At 51.0% G+C, this 19,950-nt stretch carries 20 protein-coding genes; 10 read left to right on the forward strand and 10 right to left on the reverse strand.

Annotated features, from left to right (window positions below):
• Positions 1-95: 95 nt before the first annotated feature.
• From argA to radC, 4 genes are all read right to left on the reverse strand, one after another.
• Positions 96-1,415 (reverse strand): amino-acid N-acetyltransferase, encoded by a 1,320-nt coding sequence (gene argA / locus CFF01_RS17120; RefSeq protein WP_088905581.1) that lies wholly within the window; start codon positions 1,413-1,415, stop codon positions 96-98.
• A gap of 334 nt (positions 1,416-1,749) precedes the next feature.
• Entirely contained in the window at positions 1,750-1,923 is a 174-nt protein-coding gene (rpmG, locus tag CFF01_RS17125) for a 50S ribosomal protein L33 (protein WP_028773492.1), read from the reverse strand.
• Positions 1,924-1,929: 6 nt separating this feature from the next.
• Positions 1,930-2,166, reverse strand: a complete 237-nt coding sequence (gene rpmB, locus CFF01_RS17130) for a 50S ribosomal protein L28 (protein ID WP_011867275.1) — start codon at positions 2,164-2,166, stop codon at positions 1,930-1,932.
• Positions 2,167-2,289: 123 nt separating this feature from the next.
• Positions 2,290-2,967 (reverse strand): RadC family protein, encoded by a 678-nt coding sequence (gene radC, locus CFF01_RS17135; RefSeq protein ID WP_088905582.1) that lies wholly within the window; start codon positions 2,965-2,967, stop codon positions 2,290-2,292.
• A gap of 135 nt (positions 2,968-3,102) precedes the next feature.
• Here radC and coaBC point away from each other — a divergent pair, with 135 nt between their 5' ends.
• From coaBC to folE, 5 genes are all read left to right on the forward strand, one after another.
• Entirely contained in the window at positions 3,103-4,299 is a 1,197-nt protein-coding gene (gene coaBC, locus CFF01_RS17140; RefSeq protein WP_088905583.1) for a bifunctional phosphopantothenoylcysteine decarboxylase/phosphopantothenate--cysteine ligase CoaBC, read from the forward strand.
• A complete protein-coding gene (gene dut, locus CFF01_RS17145) occupies positions 4,296-4,754 on the forward strand; it encodes a dUTP diphosphatase (RefSeq protein ID WP_033539360.1) in 459 nt (152 codons plus the stop codon). The genes coaBC and dut overlap by 4 nt, the downstream gene beginning before the upstream one ends.
• A 138-nt stretch (positions 4,755-4,892) precedes the next feature.
• On the forward strand, positions 4,893-5,486 hold the full coding sequence (gene slmA, locus CFF01_RS17150) for a nucleoid occlusion factor SlmA (protein WP_011867279.1): 594 nt from the start codon (positions 4,893-4,895) through the stop codon (positions 5,484-5,486).
• 137 nt (positions 5,487-5,623) lie between these two features.
• Positions 5,624-7,588 carry an alpha/beta hydrolase family protein gene (locus CFF01_RS17155; RefSeq protein WP_088905584.1) on the forward strand — a complete coding sequence of 655 codons (1,965 nt, stop codon included), beginning with the start codon at positions 5,624-5,626 and terminating at the stop codon, positions 7,586-7,588.
• 222 nt (positions 7,589-7,810) lie between these two features.
• Positions 7,811-8,455: a GTP cyclohydrolase I FolE gene (gene folE / locus CFF01_RS17160; protein WP_033539358.1), complete on the forward strand. Its 645-nt coding sequence runs from the start codon at positions 7,811-7,813 to the stop codon at positions 8,453-8,455.
• An 81-nt stretch (positions 8,456-8,536) separates the two neighbouring features.
• Here the strand turns inward: folE and pyrE are convergent, their stop codons facing one another.
• Together pyrE and rph are read right to left on the reverse strand one after the other, a co-directional pair.
• The gene (gene pyrE / locus CFF01_RS17165; protein WP_033539357.1) at positions 8,537-9,178 is read right to left on the reverse strand and encodes an orotate phosphoribosyltransferase; all 642 of its coding nucleotides are present in this window, start codon (positions 9,176-9,178) and stop codon (positions 8,537-8,539) included.
• A gap of 85 nt (positions 9,179-9,263) precedes the next feature.
• Complete coding sequence (gene rph / locus CFF01_RS17170; protein WP_033539356.1) at positions 9,264-9,977, reverse strand: ribonuclease PH; 714 nt, start codon at positions 9,975-9,977, stop codon at positions 9,264-9,266.
• A 180-nt stretch (positions 9,978-10,157) separates the two neighbouring features.
• Here rph and CFF01_RS17175 point away from each other — a divergent pair, with 180 nt between their 5' ends.
• Positions 10,158-11,021, forward strand: coding sequence for a YicC/YloC family endoribonuclease (locus tag CFF01_RS17175; protein ID WP_088905585.1), 864 nt, complete (start codon positions 10,158-10,160; stop codon positions 11,019-11,021).
• 299 nt (positions 11,022-11,320) lie between these two features.
• Positions 11,321-11,935, forward strand: coding sequence for a paraquat-inducible protein A (locus tag CFF01_RS17180; RefSeq protein ID WP_088905586.1), 615 nt, complete (start codon positions 11,321-11,323; stop codon positions 11,933-11,935).
• 82 nt (positions 11,936-12,017) lie between these two features.
• On the opposite strand, the gene CFF01_RS17185 is transcribed toward CFF01_RS17180, so the two are convergent.
• The 4 genes from CFF01_RS17185 to CFF01_RS17200 form a co-directional block, all read right to left on the reverse strand.
• Positions 12,018-13,304: an acetyl-CoA hydrolase/transferase family protein gene (locus CFF01_RS17185; RefSeq protein WP_088905587.1), complete on the reverse strand. Its 1,287-nt coding sequence runs from the start codon at positions 13,302-13,304 to the stop codon at positions 12,018-12,020.
• A gap of 156 nt (positions 13,305-13,460) precedes the next feature.
• Positions 13,461-14,525, reverse strand: a complete 1,065-nt coding sequence (locus CFF01_RS17190) for a phosphotransferase enzyme family protein (RefSeq protein WP_088905588.1) — start codon at positions 14,523-14,525, stop codon at positions 13,461-13,463.
• Positions 14,518-15,444: an NTP transferase domain-containing protein gene (locus tag CFF01_RS17195; RefSeq protein WP_088905589.1), complete on the reverse strand. Its 927-nt coding sequence runs from the start codon at positions 15,442-15,444 to the stop codon at positions 14,518-14,520. Before CFF01_RS17195 ends, CFF01_RS17190 begins: the two co-directional genes overlap by 8 nt.
• Positions 15,445-15,524: 80 nt before the next feature.
• On the reverse strand, positions 15,525-16,595 hold the full coding sequence (locus CFF01_RS17200) for a hypothetical protein (protein ID WP_088905590.1): 1,071 nt from the start codon (positions 16,593-16,595) through the stop codon (positions 15,525-15,527).
• Between the two features lie 239 nt (positions 16,596-16,834).
• Between CFF01_RS17200 and gmk the strand changes: the two genes are divergently transcribed.
• From gmk to spoT, 3 genes are read left to right on the forward strand one after another with little or no spacing between them, the layout of a single operon-like run.
• The gene (gmk, locus tag CFF01_RS17205) at positions 16,835-17,458 is read left to right on the forward strand and encodes a guanylate kinase (protein ID WP_088905591.1); all 624 of its coding nucleotides are present in this window, start codon (positions 16,835-16,837) and stop codon (positions 17,456-17,458) included.
• Positions 17,459-17,517: 59 nt separating this feature from the next.
• On the forward strand, positions 17,518-17,799 hold the full coding sequence (gene rpoZ, locus CFF01_RS17210) for a DNA-directed RNA polymerase subunit omega (RefSeq protein ID WP_012275521.1): 282 nt from the start codon (positions 17,518-17,520) through the stop codon (positions 17,797-17,799).
• A 13-nt stretch (positions 17,800-17,812) separates the two neighbouring features.
• Entirely contained in the window at positions 17,813-19,918 is a 2,106-nt protein-coding gene (gene spoT, locus CFF01_RS17215; protein WP_033539333.1) for a bifunctional GTP diphosphokinase/guanosine-3',5'-bis pyrophosphate 3'-pyrophosphohydrolase, read from the forward strand.
• Positions 19,919-19,950 lie beyond the last annotated feature (32 nt).

Here is a 19,950-nt window from a genome sequence, read left to right on the forward strand (position 1 = left end):
TGGGGCTGGCGACATATTATGTCAAGATAGCGCTTTGATATGATCTCGAAGTAAAAAAACCACGCTAAGCGTGGTTTTTTTGGAATCTGTATTTATTAAAGATCTAGCGCAAGAATCTTCGACTTGCGCTGATAGTTGTAAAGCTGTTTCTTCTTATTTGGCAGGGCATCAACATCGACTATCTGGAAACCATGTTCAAGGAACCAATGTATGCTGCGTGTCGTGAGCGCAAACAAGCGAGAGTAGCCGCGCACCTTGGCCTGACCTATGATGTTTTTCAGCAATACGCTTCCGCGGTCAGCGTCACGATAATCGGGATGCACCACCAAACAAGCAAACTCACCGGCATTATCTTCTTCGAAAGGATAAAGCGCGGCGCAGCCAATCACCAAACTATCACGCTCGATCAGCATAAACTGCTCTATCTCCATCTCCAGTTGCTCGCGCGAGCGTCTGACCAATATACCCGCTTGCTCTAACGGACGGATAAGATCCAGGACACCACCGATATCGGCAATACTTGCCCGGCGCAGCCGCTCAGCACTCTCAGTGACGATCTGAGTACCTATACCATCACGGGAGAATAGCTCTTGCAGTAGGGCACCATCATCGAGGTAACTGACAAAGTGACAACGTGCCACGCCGTTACGGCAGGCATCGATACTGGCCTGTAAAAAGGCACGTGTCCCCACGCACCAATTATCTTCGTCGGTTAGTTCTGACAAAATTCGCTGAGCGTCGGTGGGCATCAGCTCCGCAATCACCTCGCCATTACTGTCTATAATCCCCTCTTTGGCGCTAAAGCCAATCATCTTATCGGCCTTAAGCTTGACCGCAATCTGGGTCGCCACCTCTTCGGCGGTCAGATTAAAACACTCTCCGGTGACCGACGCCGCCACAGGGCCTAAAAGCACTATGCCATGGTTATCCAGCTGACGTCTTAGACCTGCTACATCGATGCGTCTTACCTTGCCACTCAGGCAGTAATCCACACCATTATCGACGCCCAGGGGCTGAGCAATCACGAAGTTGCCACTCACCACGTTAATTTGTGCCCCCTGCATTGGGGTATTACTCAGGCTCATGGAAAGACGGGCGGTAATGTCCAGTTGCAAACCACCTACAACCTGTTTGATCACCTTGAAGGATTCTTCATCGCTGATGCGTACGCCATTATAGTATTCGGGCTTCAAGTTATGCGCCGCCAGCGCCTCATCGATTTGCGGTCTGGCGCCATGCACTAAGACAATTTTGATCCCCAAGCTATGGAGCAAGGCGATATCGTTAATGATTGAGCGGAACTGACTCTGGGCAAGCGCCTCCCCCCCCAGCATGACCACAAACGTTTTCCCCCTATGTGCATTCACATAGGAAGCAGAATGACGAAACCCCTCGACCAACTCAGTAGTGCGCACGCGCGTAACCTCAACAATAAATATGTGACAACATCGCCACCAAACGAATAACAAGCCAATATTATTGCATTTAAATTCACATTAAAAGCATTTGTTTTCATTATGGGCGATATTTTTCATCACAGGAATAACGCTGGGATAAAGCATAGCAGAACAGGCTTAAATCAGGAGCTTAGCAAGCGAAGGTAAGTGTAAGCGATAGAAACTTCGCCCCTAGAGCAAATAGCAAAGCTCTGGGAAAGTTTGGCGGTAAACTATGGGGGTTTTTAATGGATTCTGCACAAAAAAAAGCCCCTACAAGAGGGGCTTTTTCCAAAAAAACGTTAATCAAGAATTACTTGATTTTCGCTTCTTTGTACATAACGTGCTGACGGATAACAGGATCAAATTTCTTGATCTCCATTTTTTCAGGCATGTTACGCTTGTTCTTCTCAGTCGTGTAGAAGTGACCTGTTTTAGCGCTAGAAACTAGCTTGATCTTCTCACGGTTACCTTTAGCTTTAGCCATGGTTTATTACACCTTCTCGCCGCGGGCACGAAGTTCAGCAACAACAACTTCGATACCTTTCTTATCGATAATACGCATACCTTTAGTAGATACACGTAGCTGTACGAAACGCTTTTCGTCTTCTAACCAGAAACGGTGGTTCTGTAGGTTAGGTAAAAAACGACGACGAGTCGCGTTCTTAGCGTGCGAACGGTTGTTACCAACCATCGGCTTCTTGCCAGTAACTTGGCATACTCTTGACATGTCAATCTTCTCCAAAAACAATTTAACGCTCGAGCATTAATGTACCTCGAATATGGCCGTCGCCCGAGGCACACAAAGAGGGCGCATTTTATACAGGATCTAAAATCAAAGATCAAGGGATATTCAATCTATCCATCCCCTCTCTGCAAACGAAACTATCTCACGATCGCCTATAACCATATGGTCTAACAGCGAAACATCTATAGTCGCCAACGCGTATTTCAATCGCTCAGTAATTCGCCGATCAGCATGACTGGGCTCAGCCACCCCAGAAGGATGGTTGTGACACACAATCACAGCTGCGGCCTTTTTCTCAAGCACTAGGCTTACCACTTCACGTGGATAAACCGAGGCTGAATCTATGGTGCCACGGAACAGTTCAACGAATTGAATGACCCTATGCTGACTATCGAGCAATAAGATGGCAAACACTTCGTAGGCACGATCCGCTAATTGTCTCATTAAATAGTCCCGAGTTAAATCAGGATCTGTCAAAATCTTTCCTCTTTGTAGATTTTCTTTTGCAATCCGCTTATTTAATTCAATAGCTGCCTGCAGTTGGGCGTATTTAACCGGGCCTATACCCTGTATCTGGCATATTTCACTCATTGAAGCGGTAAACAGAGGTCTTAGCCCCCCAAAGTGGTTCAGCATGGTTCTGGCGAGCGATACGGCACTTTGGCCTTTAAGGCCGTTTCTGAGCAGCACCGCGAGTAATTCGGCATCAGAGAGTTGCCCGGCACCGCTACGCAACAGTTTTTCACGAGGCCCCTCTCCTTGAGGCCAATCCTTGATCGCCATAAACACTCCTTGTCGTGGCCAACTTGTTACACCTAGGGTTTAGAGTATGGTCTAGTTTTTAAAAACTTGTATCCTCAACCGAGACACGATTGTGGTATGGTTAGCGGGCAAAATTAAACGCGATTAGTGATCAATATGAGCCTAACTAACAAAAAGATATTGCTGGGAATTGGCGGTGGTATTGCCGCCTATAAGTCTGCCGACCTGGTACGTCGCCTGAAAGAGCGCGGCGCCGATGTGCGCGTCGTGATGAGTCAAAGTGCGCAGGAGTTCATTACACCGTTGACGCTGCAGGCGCTCTCTGGCCACCCAATAGCCACCGACTTACTTGACCCGGCAGCCGAGGCAGCGATGGGCCATATCGAACTTGCCCGCTGGGCGGATATGGTACTGATAGCCCCAGCGACCGCCAATCTGATTGCCCGCATCAATGCCGGTATGGCCGACGAGCTGATCACTACCACTTGCTTAGCCACCGAGGCGCCAGTGGTGCTTTGTCCGGCGATGAATCAGCAGATGTATCGCAACACCGCTACCCAAGACAATCTAGATAACCTGAGAAAACGTGGCCTCACCATCTGGGGACCGGCATCAGGCAGTCAGGCCTGTGGTGAAATCGGCCCAGGACGCATGGAAGAGCCGCTGGTTATCGCTGAACGTGTCGAACACTTCTTTGCCCCTAAACTGCTTCAGGGGGTATCGCTACTGCTCACCGCAGGGCCTACCCGAGAAGCTATCGATCCCGTGCGCTACATCTCCAACCACAGCTCAGGCAAGATGGGCTTTGCCCTGGCCAGAGCCGCAGCCGAGATGGGCGCCAAGGTCACCTTAGTGACAGGGCCTGTGAACTTAGAGACACCGATGAATGTCAATCGTCTCAATGTCGGCTCTACTCAGGAGATGCTTGACGCCGTGATGGAGCAAGTACACCACTGCGATATCTTCATCGGCTGCGCGGCTGTCTGCGACTATCGCACCGCGGATATTGCCGACGAGAAAATTAAAAAATCCTCGACCGAGATGTCACTTGCGCTTGTGCGCAATCCTGATATCTTAGCCACGGTCGCGGCCCATGAGGCTCGCCCCTTTACCGTAGGTTTTGCCGCAGAGACACAGGATGTCGAGCATTACGCCAAGGATAAGTTGACGCGAAAGAAGCTGGATATGATCGCCGCTAACGACGTGTCTGATCCGGCGTTAGGCTTTAACAGCGACGCCAACGCCCTTAAGGTATTCTGGCCCAATGGCCAATATGAGCTGCCCGCTACCGACAAATACACCCTAGCCAAGCAATTACTCACCCTAATCGCACAGCAGATGAAGACAGCATGAAGACGCCTATAGAACTCAAGATCCTCGATTCTCGTATCGGCTCACAATTTCCCCTGCCAGCCTATGCCACCCCAGGCAGTGCCGGCATGGATCTGCGTGCCATGATAGAAACCACTATGGTGATCCAACCGGGCGAGACCAAACTGATCCCTACGGGAATAGCTGTCCATGTGGCCGATCCTAGCTTAGCGGCCGTCATTCTGCCGCGCTCAGGCTTGGGCCACAAACAGGGCATAGTGCTGGGTAACTTAGTTGGCCTTATCGATTCCGATTATCAAGGCCCGCTCATGGTCTCTTGTTGGAATCGCAGCAGTGAGCCTTTCACCCTAGAGATAGGTGATCGCCTGGCGCAACTGGTGTTTGTCCCCGTCGTCCAAGCCGAATTTAAACTGGTCGATGAGTTCGACAGCTCAGATCGCGGCGAAGGCGGCTTCGGCCACTCAGGCACTCGATAACCAGGCCTTAGATAGCCAGATATTGGATAGCCCGGCACGCGAACGCCAAATACCGCCGCACAAAATAATTAGAGAGTCATGGACTACACCTATAGTGTGCCCATCGGCTCCTGTAGTAATTGAGTAAAGGATACTTAGATGGCTGCAAGCCCCAAAATCAACCGACGTGAACACATTCTACAATGCCTCGCTACCATGCTAGAGACCAGCCCAGGACAAAGGATCACCACGGCAAAGCTCGCTGCTGAAGTAGGGGTCTCTGAGGCGGCGCTTTACCGTCACTTTCCCAGCAAGGCCAGAATGTTTGAAGGGCTGATCGACTTCATCGAAGAGTCACTGCTGTCGCGCATCAACCTCATCATGGATGAGGAGAAAGACACCATGAGACGCTGCCAGTTACTGCTGCAACTCCTATTGGTGTTTGCTGAGCGCAACCCTGGGATCTCCCGTGTACTCAATGGCGATGCCCTACTGGGAGAAAATGAGCGCTTACGTAATCGTACCGGACAGATCTTTTCCAAGGTGGAGACCCATCTAAAGCAGATATTGAGAGAGAAGACCCTAAGGGAAGGCAAAGGCTTTAACCTGGACGAAGCCATTCTGGCTAATTTGTTACTGGCGGTGGCCGAAGGCCGTATCGCCCAATTCGTTCGCAGCGACTTTAAAAACAAGCCTACAGAACACTTCGCCGAGCAGTGGCAATTCATTCAGCAACAGCTACTTCAGAGTTAACTAAACCTAATAAAAACAGCGGCCTGCAACTAGCTGGCCGCCGAAAAAATATTAACAAGATATATTGCACTATCCAGCCCTTTGCTTTACCCTCACCCGCAACAAATCTATAACAAGAGTGCGTACAAGGATGTTATATGAGATTAATTAAGTCATTTAGTTTAGCCTGCCTCACCCTTTTCAGTTACCAGGCCTCTGCCACAGAGAAAGATATTACCGAGCTTTTTAGTCGCTCCGCCGAATTCTCTAATGTGCAGATCTCACCCGACGGAGACTACCTCAGCGCCATCACTTCACATGATGGTAAACATATGCTGATGATCCTTGATGCAAAAACCAAGAAGCCGACCAATGTGGTTCGCTTTCCAGACAATGCTCAGGTGGGTCACTATGTTTGGGTGAACAATGAACGCGTAGTAATGAGTAAGGAATATCTAAAAGGCTGGAGCGATCACCCTCTCTATTACGGTGAGCTCATGGCGGTCAATGCCGACGGCTCTAGACCAACATATCTATTTGGCTATAACAGCGGAGAACAGCAAACAGGTTCTCGCATTAAGAAAAATACGCCAATACAGGCAACCGCCTATATCCTCGATCCTATGCCTGAAGACGATCGTTATATGCTGATCAAGGCGCTTCCTTGGGGCTCTGGCGGAAGCAACACTGCAGAAAACCTCCAACAGGTTTATCGAGTCGATGTCTATAAGGGAACCCGTAAGAAAATTGCTACTGCTCCTATATCTTACGCCCGCTTCCTCCCCGATCACGATGGTGAAATTCGCTTCGTTAGTGGCACTCGCGACTATATTTCATCGAGCCTCTACTACCGTAAAGACAACGAGTGGGTAGACACAGACAAACTTAACCTAAACCTCGACGATATGAGCCCTATCGCCTTTGGCGATGATGAGAACAGCGTCTATGTGCTAGGCAGCGAAAATGGTCAGCCAAAAGGTGTTTATTTAGTGGACATCAAGAGTGGAACTAAGCGCCTCATTAGCCAAGACAAAGCTGTTGACCCAAGTAACGTATGGATAAACCGCGTCAACAAAAAACTTTATGCGGTAGAGTATGAAAATGGCTACCCCACTTATGAATTTGTCGACAAAGAAGAAGCGCTTTCCAAGACGCTGAAACAATTATTGGGAGCATTACCTGGCCATCAAGTTCATCTCGTCAGCCAAACCAATGACATGAGTAAGCTGATTATCAAGGCCTTCAACGATAGAAATCCTGGTGACTACTACATCTTCGATGCCGACAACAAAAAGCTCGAATACTTAGTGTCACAAAAGAAATGGTTAGACCCCGATAAGATGGCCGAAATGAAGCCAATCAGCTTTACCGCAAGAGACGGCAAAGTGATCAACGGTTACCTCACATTACCTTATGGCAAAGAAGCCAAGAACCTTCCGCTTGTGGTCAATCCTCACGGCGGTCCACACGGTCCAAGGGACTGGTGGGGCTTTGACGACCAAAACCAATTGATCGCCAGTCAAGGCGCTGCCGTGTTGCAAGTGAACTTTCGCGGTTCGGGCGGTTACGGCAAGGCGTTTGAACATGCCGGTCATCAGAAATGGGGCACAGAGATCCAGTACGACATTATCGATGCCACTAAGTATGTCATCGAACAAGGCATAGTCGACAAAGAGAGGATCTGCATCGTAGGTGGCAGCTTCGGTGGCTATTCAGCACTGCAGAGCCCTATCCTAGCGCCCGATCTGTTTAAATGCGCCATAGGTTTCGCCGGTGTCTATGATCTTGATTTGATGTTCAGCGAAGGGGACGTACAAGGTCGCCGCGCGGGTGAGCGTTATCTCAAGCAGGTACTGGGTGAAAGCCAAGCCATGCTGACCCAGATGTCTCCTAGCAAAAACGTCGACAAGCTTAAGGTCAACTTGCTTTTGGTGCATGGCGGTGAAGATGATAGAGCGCCAATCGAACAGCTAGAAGCGCTGGAAGAGGGGCTCAAGAAGCATAACTACCCTTATGAGAAGCTGGTAATGGACGATGAAGGCCACGGCTTCTATAACGACGAGCATAGGGCCAAATATTACCGTCAGATGATGAGCTTCCTCAAAGAGAACCTGAAGCTTTAATCCCTTGAAACCTCAAAAGCCGATTACCGCAATCGGCTTTTTTGTTATTCCCTTATTAATTCTGGGTATAAATTACCCGCAATTCAGGGTATCCTCCCTGACCCGCTCCCCGAGGTTAACTGTCACAGGGCGGGCTATAATGAATACCTTATGGGTTAATTTCTTAACATTATTAGCAAATTAATCTTACTGAACAGACCACTATTTATGGTGGAGGATACAATGGCATTAAGTGAAGCAGCACAGCAGGTGCAAACCGCATTATTAGAGCGTGGTCTTGAGACGCCTATGGTCCCGTGCGGACTAAGCAGCGAAGCGCGCAAGGAAAAGATTGAGCACCATATGCGCGAGATCTTGACCTTAATGTCACTGGATCTTCGTGATGACAGCCTGATCGAAACTCCTAAGCGTATCGCCAAGATGTATGTCGACGAGATCTTCTCTGGCCTGGATTACGCTAACTTTCCCAAGATCACCGTTATCGAGAACAAGATGGGCTTCGATGAGATGGTTAAGGTCAACGACATCAGCCTCACCAGCACCTGTGAGCATCACTTGGTGACCATAGATGGCGTTGCTACCGTGGCCTACCTACCACGTAAAAACATCATAGGCCTGTCTAAAATCAATCGTATCGTGCGTTTCTTTGCTCAGCGCCCTCAGGTGCAAGAACGCCTGACTCAACAGGTTCTGGTGGCACTACAGACGCTACTTGAGACCAAAGATGTGGCGGTAAAGATGGATGCGGTGCACTACTGCGTTAAATCCCGCGGTGTGATGGACTCAACCAGTACCACAACCACCACGGCACTGGGCGGCATCTTCAAATCGAACCCGGCCACCCGCGCCGAGTTTCTAAGCAATTAACTCCTATTGCTTGTAACCGACTTCTCCCAATAAAAAACGCTGCCTGGGCAGCGTTTTTTGTATCACAACATTTGATACCGATTAAATACCGTATTGGTCACGATAAGCACTAACTGATGCTAACTGTGCTTCCATGCCAGGTTTTTCCGACAGATAGTTGATCAGGTCTTCCAGCTTGATGATAGAAACGATACTGCAACCAAAGTCACGCTCGACCTCTTGAATCGCCGACAGCTCGCCCTTGCCTTTCTCCTGACGATCCAGCGCAATCAACACGCCCGCTAGCTCAGCATTATGGGCTTCGATGATCTCCATCGATTCACGAATCGCGGTACCTGCGGTAATCACATCATCCACCAACATCACACGGCCCTTCAGCTCGCTACCCACAAGACTGCCACCTTCGCCGTGGTCCTTCTTCTCCTTACGGTTAAAACAGTAAGGCATATCGATATCATGGTGATCGCACAGAGCCACGGCTGTGGTAGTCGCGATCGGGATTCCCTTGTAGGCTGGGCCAAACAGCAGGTCATACTCGATGCCCGAATCTACCAGCGCCGCCGCATAAAAGCGTCCCAAACGCGCCAAATCACGCCCGGTATTAAACAGACCGGCATTAAAGAAGTAAGGGCTAGTGCGGCCTGACTTTAACGTAAATTCGCCAAAACGTAATACCTGACGCTCTAGGGCAAACTCAATAAACTCACGTTGATAGGCTTTCACAATCTCTCCTTTTTTAAAATGTAGGGGTACGCTCAATTCGATTTAAAAAAAGGACCCCGTAGGGTCCTGTTCAACAAAATAATGATTAACTCAATGCCGCCTTCTGCACATCGACGATCTCACGAATACCGTGCTTGGCCAGATCCAGCAGGCTCAGTAACTCTTCATGGCTAAATGGTTCGCCTTCTGCGGTGCCCTGGATCTCAATGATCTTACCGGTTTCTGTCATCACCACGTTCATATCGGTCTCGGCGGCGCTGTCTTCGATATATTCCAAATCACAGATAGGCTCACCCTTGTAGATGCCTACGCTCACGGCAGCGATCAGGAACTTAAGTGGGTTGGTCTTGATCAATCCCTTACCACGCGCCCAGTTAAGCGCATCAACCAAGGCCACACAGGCACCGGTAATCGCTGCCGTACGCGTGCCACCATCGGCCTGAATCACGTCACAGTCGATGACGATAGTGTTTTCACCGAGCGCCTTCATATCTACGGCGGCGCGCAGGGCACGGCCGATAAGACGTTGGATTTCTTGAGTACGACCAGACTGCTTACCACGGGCAGCCTCACGATCCATACGGCTATGGGTCGAACGCGGCAACATGCCATACTCAGCGGTTACCCAACCTTGACCCTGGCCTTTCAGAAAACGTGGCACCCCTTCGGTAAAACTAGCGGTACACAGTACCTTAGTTTCACCAAATTCAATTAATACAGAACCTTCTGCATGGGCTGTGAACTGTCGCGTAATGGTTACCGGACGAGATTGAGCTGGGGTTCTGTCACTTGGGCGCATTGGCATTTCCTGTTTGAAATTAGATAAGCAGATTTGGCTGCATATTATAGGGGCTTGCGCCGACGGATGCCATGTTAATCATGACCGAAAGCGTAAAGCGAGGAGAGTTTGCTTTAACCCTGCACCTCATCGGACTATAATCCAAGGTCACTCAATCGATTTAACCTATTGGAATTACCCATGATCCAAAGCATGACAGCCTATGCTCGTATCGAGCACAAAGCACAATGGGGCACCGCCTCTTGGGAGATCCGCTCAGTCAATCAGCGTTATCTCGAAACCTACCTGCGCCTGCCTGAACAGCTTCGTAGCCTAGAACCCGTGCTCAGAGACCGTCTACGCAAACGTTTAAATCGCGGCAAGATTGAGGTCAATCTGCGCTACGATCTCGGTGAAGACAAAAATAGCGACCTACAGCTTAACCAAGCTTTGGCCAGTCAGATCATTCAGGCGGCCAACTGGGTCAAACAAGAAGCCGGTCAGGGTGAGATCAATCTGGTTGACGTACTACGCTGGCCGGGCGTTATGTCTGGCAGCGAACAGGATATGGATGCCATTGGCAAGGAACTATTAAGCGCATTCGACAGCGCCATCGATCAGTTTATCGAAGCCCGAGGCCGCGAAGGCGATGCCATTAAGACCATGTTAGAAACACGCTTAGATGCCATCATAGAGCAAGTCGCCATCGTCCGTGAGCACATGCCAATGGTCATGCAATGGCAGCGTGACAAGATCAGCAACCGCTTAAGCGAAATTCAAGGCGAACTCGATCCCGCCCGTATGGAACAAGAGATGGTATTGCTTGCCCAGAAGATGGATGTCGCCGAAGAGATGGACAGACTCGACGCCCACGTTGCCGAAACCCGCCGCATCCTCAAGAAAGGCGGCGCCCAAGGCCGACGCCTCGACTTCATGATGCAGGAATTCAACCGCGAATCTAACACTCTGGCTTCTAAGTCTATCAGTGCGGAAGTCACCGCCGCAGCGGTAGAGCTAAAAGTACTTATCGAGCAGATGCGCGAACAGATCCAGAACGTGGAATAAACTCCTCACCCTTAGTAAAAAGCCTCATCTCTGAGGCTTTTTTCGTTTCTACATCAGCAATCTAAACGCTTAGTGACCATATAGAACGGAACAGTTCCCAGAAGCCAGATGCTTAAATTGAATAAGTCTCCTAACGAACTCACGCAAATGCCTTTAGGCACCAAGGCTTCCAAGGCAACTCCGGGCATGATAGAAAGTATCTCTCGGGCGAATGACTATATTCAGCAAGTGTTCATTCCAATCAATGTATAACCAAGTCTCATGCCGACCATAGGCTAAACAGCAAAAATGGAGAATTCATGCCACAACGGAGTAAATGGCCACAACTACTAGTGATTCTTATCGCGCTGGGCCTACTTATCCCCGGGCTCAGCCTGCCGATGCTTAGCCTTGATGGCCAGGCCGACAAATCCAAGTTTGCCAAGACCAGCATAGAGCTGATGACAGAAGACAGCGAAGTGCGTGGCCTACTTGGCTCGGTATCAGCCTTCCTCGGTTTTAATGAGCTTGAGGGTCAGGTGGAAATTTATCGCAAGCAGCGCAGTATTTTGGGGACGATAGAAGATCTGATGCAGAGCGGTAACCTGCTGGTCGGCATCTTGATAGCCACCTTCTCGGTGATCATTCCTACCCTGAAGCTGCTGGCGCAGGCCATTCTGGTTTTTGCTGAGGGTAACGCTGCCGCAAGGCTCACACGCCTTATCGATGCCATAGGTAAATGGAGCATGGCCGATGTCTTTGTAGTCGCCATCATTGTCAGCTACCTTGCCGGCAACGCCAAGGATCAGATGGGCGAATTGTTCATTATGCATGCCCAATTAGAGATCGGCTTCTGGTTCTTCACCGGCTATTGCCTGTTTGCCATCGCGTCCAACATGATGATGATGAGTAAACCAAAACAGCCTTCGACCTGAGGCTTGGCGTGCACAATATAAGCAAAGTAAAGCCCCTAGTTGGTGTATCGACTAGAGGCTTTTTTCGTTATAGGAAACTAGGCTAAACGCTTAATCCCCACATATCGAAGGTCTCCTGACAAAGCTGCTCCCTGAAATCGGGATGGGCAATGTCGATCAGCGCTCTGGCCCGTTCACGCAGGGATTTTCCCCGCAAATTAGCCGCGCCATATTCGGTGACTATGTAATGCACATGGGCGCGAGTGGTGACCACGCCAGCCCCAGGAGAAAGTACAGTGGTGATCCGCGACACCTTGCCCCCCGCCGCCGTGCTGGGCAGTGCGATCACCGAGCGGCCACCTTCGGAAAGGCCTGCGCCGCGAATAAAGTCCATCTGACCGCCAACCCCGGAATAGATACGGGTACCGAGGGAATCGGCGCAGATCTGCCCCGAGATATCCACCTGTAGCGCTGAGTTAATGGCCATCACATTAGGGTTCTTACGAATGATCGAGGTGTCGTTGACCTGCTCGATATCCATGAAGATCACCGAGGGATTATCGTCCACATAGTCATACAGGCGCTGACTGCCCAGAGCAAACCCAGTGACCAGCTTACCCGGATGCACCTTCTTGCGGCTGTTATTAATCACGCCCAGCTCAACCAGATTCAATACGCCATCGGAAAACAGCTCGGTATGCACCCCAAGATCTTTATGATCCGTTAAACAAGACAATACGGCATCGGGAATCGCCCCTATGCCCATCTGCAGACAATCACCGTCACGCACTAAACTGGCGACATGCATGCCAATGGCGAGGCTGGTCTCATCGCTGGCGGCAAGCGGATGTTGTGGTAGCGGCATGCTCTGCTCAAATACGGCGGCAAATTTATCGTAATGAATGAAACCATCCCCATGAGTGCGCGGCATACAGGGGTTGATATGGGCGATGATCTTACCCGCTACCTGACAGGCGGCGAGCGTAGCCTCCACCGAGATCCCTAAGGAACAGATACCATGCTTATCGGGCGGCGATACCTGAACGATCGCCGTATCTATCGGCTGCTCACCCGAGCGAAAGAGTTTTGGCACCTCGGAGAGAAAGATCGGCACATAATCGGCATCGCCCTGCTGCAACAACAAACGGGTTGGCAGGCCGCCGAAGAAACAGCGATGACGCAAGTGGCCTTTTAAGCGCGGGTCACTGAGAGATTCGGCGCACTCGGTATGCAGCTGCAACAAGGTAAGGTCTTGCCTAGTGAGAGCGTGCTCGGCCAAAGCATCGAGTAACAACTTGGGGGTGGCGCCCATGGAGTGAGTCCAGAGGGTCTCGCCGCTCTGGATCAGGGCAACGGCTTCTAATGCAGTATTACAGATAATGGGTGGCATCTATCTCACCTATAGTCGGAAAACTGTGTGCAGTGTACGAGCTAACTTAACGCTTTGATAGCAAAGTTATCAATGAGATCGCCTTAAGTTGATCTTAAGCAAAAGTTACCAACAAGCGGCCACAAAAAAGGGGCCAAAAGCCCCTTTTTATCGACTCTAGGCTAGATAAGCCCTGAGCGTCGCTTGTTGCGCCAATAAGCTTTGATACAAGGTAAACTGATTAGCTGCCCGCTCAAGATTATGATTATCATGATGAATATGAAAATAAACATCGCCATTGAGGTGATCGGTTAAGAAACGCACGCCTATCATCAGACAGATCACTCTGGCACCCAACCAAAGGCTTTGGCGCTCCTTGTCACTCAGCACCTCACCCAGCTCACTTAAATAGCCCCGGCAGATGGCGGCAAAGATAGGCTCGCGCACTTCGACCTTGGGCAAGTTGGTGGAATCTTCTGCCTCTGGCGACGTAAAAGTACGTACCATGTCGCCAAAGTCGTACATCAGATGACCCTGCATACAGGTGTCGAGATCGATAATTGCCATACTGCTCATGTCGCGCTTATCAAACAGCATGTTATTGATCTTAGTGTCGTTATGGCAGACTCGCGGCGGCAGCTGCGCCTCGAGTTCGCTAAGCTCGCTCAGCAGCTCATCCTGTGACAGGGCAAAGTCGACCCACGTCTGGCACTCGTTAAGGCGCCCTAGACTGTCTTTAGCCACCGCCTGTTGCAGCTGGGCGATACGCCCCGGCAGATGATGAAATTGAGGGATCACATCCTCAAGCTGGCTGGCATCGAGATCGCTTAAGGCGCGAGAGAAGTGACCAAATGCCTTGGCGGCAGATTCTGCCTGCGAGGCATCTTCGACCACCTCAAGGCTATGACTATAAGGTAGATATGAGATGGCACGCCAAAAGCCCTGCTCACCTAAATCCAGCGCCAACTCATCTTGTAAGTTACCCACTGGAGTCACCACATTGAGGCGATACTCGCCATTGTCATGTTTAGATTGCAGATGCTGCGCGACTCTTTGTGCATTACGCACAAGCGCTAAGGGTTGAGTAAAAACGTCCGTATTGATGCGCTGCAGGACAAACTCCCCCTCGGGCCAGCGCACTAAAAAAGTATCATTGATATGACCATTGCCAAGCGGGCTCACTTTAGCCGAATCGGTTACGCCAAAGTGCGGCAGCACCTGCTGCCTAATAAAATCAATCACCCAGTAACTCCATTAATTTTTGTTTTACCCAATCAATATCTTGCGGATAGGTCACCCCTAACCAGGTATCCGAGGTTTGGCTCACGAATACCTGTTTAGCATTCGCCTTAGCGCTCAAGGCAGCTTGCACCACGGCGGGGAGATAACACTCGCTATCTGGCCTCTGCCCCAGTTGCACTATAAAGGCACTCAAGGCCTGGACTAGGATCTCAAAGATCTCAGGGGTAAAACCCCAACAGGTCATAGAGGCCAAAGCATCGGGAGCCAAATTGGCTTGCTGTCCCTGATGCGAGCCCACCAGATTATCACCTTGCCAGGCAATATTCAGCCACTCTTCGACAGAAATCAGCAGATTATCCTGGGTAACGCAGATGCCGCGATTCACGCCGCCATGGTCAGATAATGTCTCTTTAAGGGGATAAGCCACCATCTGCCACTGACTTGGTCTTTGCTTAAATCCTTGCGCCAACAGGCTAAAGGCTCGGTCGCCATAGTAATCGTCGGCATTAATCACCGCCATGGGACCTGAGACAAACTTGCGAGCACTCCAGAGCGCATGAGCCGTGCCCCAAGGCTTAGTGCGATGCTTGCACTCTGCCACTATCTCGCGGCAAACCGAAGGCAGATCGGTGAGCTGCTGCACACAATACTGCACCGTAAAATAACTGGGCAGATCCGCCAGCAGCACCTGCAAGGGAGCAATCAGTGATGCTCTGGTAACGATCACCGCAGACGAAAACCCCGCCTTGATAGCACTGGCTATCGACAGCTGCAACATGGTTTCACCTTTGGGACCAAGCGCCGCCAACTGCTTATCGCCGCCAAAACGGCTCCCCAGCCCCGCCGCCATGATCACTAGGGTCAGTGATGGATGGTTATCATCCCCGCTGGACGCAACATCTGTTAACTTCATCGACATCAAACCACACCAGACGAATAGCTCGCCTTAAGAAGAGATAACACAGGCGGCGCTATAACCGCCCGTGTCATGGTATTAGATCACAGGTAAGGCCTAAATGCCGCCTCTTTAGCCAGCGCCGCCTGACTGCCCTTGAGGCTAAACTCATAACCACATAGGGTCAGACTACCGCGCATGGCGATATCGTTAATGATGGCGGGAACATCTAAAGGTGAAAAACGGGCCTGGGTCGAGGAATCAGCTAGCAAATGAACCTCCATCGGCCGATAACTCGCGCCATTGTTGAAGGTCAAATTTTGGCAACTACTATCGCCCTCGGCGCTGGCGAGCGACCAAATAATACCCGGCTCACCTCGCTCACCCAACCAGCTAAGCATCAGCACCTTGCCTTCTAACTGCACCTTAAAGCCGTCTGGCATCGAAACCTGCTTAATGGCCGTCCTTGGTGCTTGGTCAACTGCGGCCTCAGTTTCAGCCTCGCTGATGACTTGCTCAGTGGTGTTATCACCGCCCAACCAGAACAGACTGCCGAGCAGCAGTGAAAGGCAGCCAAACCCCAACAAGGCTGCTCGCGGATGAGGTTTTAATTTGGCAAGCAGATCATTCAAGATTGGCCTAACGCTATCGAGACCACGTGACAGCTTATCGTCACTCTGATAATGGTCATCGCTGGGGGATATCTCGTCCACCGCATCCAACGCGATACTCTCAAGTGGCGTCGAGCCCGCCAGCGTGGGCTCGACCCGGGGTCGACGCGTCTCACTATGCTGCTTAGGACCGCTGTAACCTAGGCTATCAAAAGCAGATAGTGCCTTAGGTTGAGGCCGAGAAACGATATAGCCGGCCGCCAACAAACTCAAAATGAGCGCCACCCAAGTTAGCCAAGTCTGCTCAGCCAATACTAGACTCACACTGAACAGCAGTGGCCCAGGGAGCATAATCAATGCCTGTAAACTCAGTGCCTTAGGCAGGCGACGGGAGGCACTAAGGATATTCAATGCCACCAGAGGGAGCGCAAACAACACCAAAATGCCATGGCCGGCAAACAGCAGTGAGAAAAGATAAATAAGACAGAGCGAGCCACAGGTGATGACAAGAAAACGTAAGCTGGTATCTGCGCCCTGACGACAAAAAAAGGTGTTTAACAACATAAAAAATTCCACTTCACGGCTATCTCAGCAGAGAGTCTAAAGGATCTTGCCTTGGATGACGCTTAATTTTGGTTAATTTTCCCCGCCAGCCTAATGTCTGTCAAAGGAATCCCCGTTCAAACGGATCCCCATCAAGGCAGAAAAAAACAAGAAAGGTCAACAGACCCTAGCCTAAATTTACCTCTAGGCTGTATAATATCCGGCTACCTAAAACGATACAGCCTTTGGATAGCAAATACATGACCGCTCGCGGAAACCTCTTTATCATTTCAGCGCCCAGTGGCGCCGGCAAATCTTCACTTCTTAGCGCCATTTTGCGCGATAACCCAGCCGATATGAAGGTCTCTGTGTCACACACGACACGCCAACCCAGAGTGGGCGAAGTCGACGGCGAGCATTACCATTTTGTCACAGTCGACGAGTTCAAGGCGCTTATCGATAAACAGGCCTTCTTTGAATGGGCCGAGGTATTTGGTAACTATTATGGCACCTCGAAAGAGGCAATCGAAGTCATGCTGGATAAAGGCATAGACGTGTTTCTCGATATCGACTGGCAGGGCGCGCAGCAGGTCAAACAGATGATGCCAGAAGCTGTCGGCGTATTTATCCTGCCGCCATCAAAAGCGGAGCTTGAGCGTCGCCTTACCGGTCGCGGTCAGGACAGCGCTGAGGTGATCGCCGGACGTATGGCCCAGGCGACGTCGGAGATCTCTCACTACAACGAATACGACTTCATCATAGTCAACGATGATTTCGAGCAGGCACAAGTGGACTTAAAGGCAATTATTCGCAGCCAACGCCTCACTCGTGCTAGTCAAATTCATGCTCTAAATGATATGCTTAATGATCTGTTGGCAGACTAGCTGCCATAGTGTACAATTTTGCGTCATTTTTTCACCCATAAACACTGGAGTTTCAATACATGGCTCGCGTAACTGTAGAAGACGCCGTAAACCAAATCGGCAACCGTTTTGATATGATCCTGGTTGCAGCGCGTCGTGCTCGCCAAATCGCTGTGCAGGGCAAAGACCCTATGGTTGAAGAAGAGAACGACAAGCCAACGGTTATCGCCCTGCGCGAAATCGAACTTGGCCTGGTCACCGCCGACACATTGGATGCCGATGAGCGCCAAACTGTCCGCGAACGTGAAGCAGCCGAAATTGCTGCCGTTGCTGCCATCGCTGAAGGCCGCAACGCTATCTAAGGAGTGATGCCACTTGTATCTGTTTGAAGGTCTCAGGGAGTCTGCGTCCAGCTACTTAGAAGCGACGCAGGTTGAATTACTCAAGCAGGCCTATCAGGTAGCGCGAGATGCTCATGAGGGGCAGATGCGCACGAGTGGCGAACCTTACATTACCCATCCGGTTGCGGTTGCCCGCATCCTGGCCGATATGCGTCTCGACCATGAGACGCTGATGGCTGCCCTGCTGCATGACACCATAGAAGATACCCCAGTCACCAAAGAAGAGCTTTCCGAGCTGTTTGGTGAATCAGTGGGCGAGCTGGTCGAAGGCGTTTCTAAGCTGGACAAGCTGAAGTTCAGAGACAAGAAAGAAGCCCAGGCGGAAAACTTCCGCAAGATGATGATGGCCATGACCCAAGATATTCGGGTTATTCTCATCAAACTGGCCGACCGCACCCATAACATGCGCACCCTTGGCGCCCTGCGCCCCGACAAGCGTCGCCGCATCGCCCGGGAAACCCTGGAAATTTACGCCCCTATCGCCAATCGTCTGGGTATTCATAATATCAAGACAGAGCTGGAAGACTTAGGCTTCCAGGCTTACTACCCCATGCGCTATCGCGTACTTAAAGAGGTGGTCAAATCAGCCCGGGGCAACCGTAAAGAACTGATCCAGAATATCGAAGGCGCCATCAAGACACGTCTTGACGACACTGGCCTTCAGGGCACAGTCAAGGGCCGCGAGAAGAACCTCTATTCCATCTACAACAAGATGCGTAATAAGGAACTGCAGTTCCAAGAGGTGATGGATATCTATGCGTTTAGGGTGATCGTCGACTCTATCGACACCTGCTATCGCGTCATGGGCGCCATGCATGGGCTCTATAAACCACGCCCAGGCCGCTTTAAAGATTATATCGCCATCCCTAAAGCCAACGGCTATCAGTCATTGCATACCTCACTGTTTGGTCCCCACGGCGTGCCCGTAGAGATTCAGATACGTACCGAGGATATGGATCAGATGGCCGACAAAGGGGTGGCGGCACACTGGCTCTACAAGGGCGCTGGTTCGGCCCAGCAAGGCACCACGACTCAGGTTCGCGCCCGTAAATGGATGCAGAGCCTGCTGGAGCTACAACAAAGCGCCAGCACCTCCTTCGAATTTGTCGAAAACTTCAAGACAGAACTGTTCCCCGAAGAGATCTATGTCTTCACCCCAGAGGGACGCATTCTCGAGCTACCTGTGGGCGCCACTGCGGTGGATTTTGCCTATGAAGTCCATACCGATGTGGGTAACACCTGTGTCGGCGCGCGGGTTAACCGCCAGGCCTACCCTCTGAGTCAGCCACTTATTTCCGGCCAGACCATAGAGATCATCACCGCCAAGGGCGCACGACCTAATGCCGCCTGGCTTAACTTTGTGGTGACGGGGAAGGCACGTTCGAAAATCAGACAGCTGCTTAAGAGCCTCAAAGAAGATGATGCCGTCCTGCTCGGCAAGCGTCTGCTCAACCATGCCCTAGGCGACATCAAGCTCAAGGATATTCCCCAGGAGCAGATCGATAAGGTGGTCAGCGAGACCAAGCACGCTACCCTCGACGCCCTGCTGGCCGATATCGGTCTGGGTAACGCCATGAGCATAGTGATCGCCCAACGTCTTAAAGGCGATCGCGTTGAGCAACACGAGCATAAAGAATCTAACATGATGCCGATCCGCGGCGCCGAAGGCATGCTGGTCTCCTTCGCCAACTGTTGTCGCCCTATTCCCGGCGATGCGGTGATTGCCCACGTAAGCCCAGGTAAAGGGCTGGTAGTGCATATGGAGAGCTGCGCCAACATCCGCGGCTATCAGGGCGAGCCGGATAAGTATATCCCGGTACACTGGGATAACGCCGAGGGCGTTGAGTTCCAGGCCAACCTGCGGATCGAGATCGTCAACCACCAGGGTGCACTGGCGAAGATCACCTCTATCGTGGCCGCCGAAGGTTCAAATATCCACAACCTGAGCACCGAAGAGCGCGACGGCCGGGTATTCTTGATTAACTTACGGATCTCGGTCACCGACCGAGTCCACTTAGCCAACGTGATGCGCCGTATCAGGGTACTACCGGAAGTACTGCGCACATCACGTAATCGTTAGTTCCACCATTATTAACCTAAGTAGAGAGAGCG

Origin of the sequence: Shewanella marisflavi, assembly GCF_002215585.1 — a bacterium.
Classification (GTDB): domain Bacteria; phylum Pseudomonadota; class Gammaproteobacteria; order Enterobacterales; family Shewanellaceae; genus Shewanella; species Shewanella marisflavi.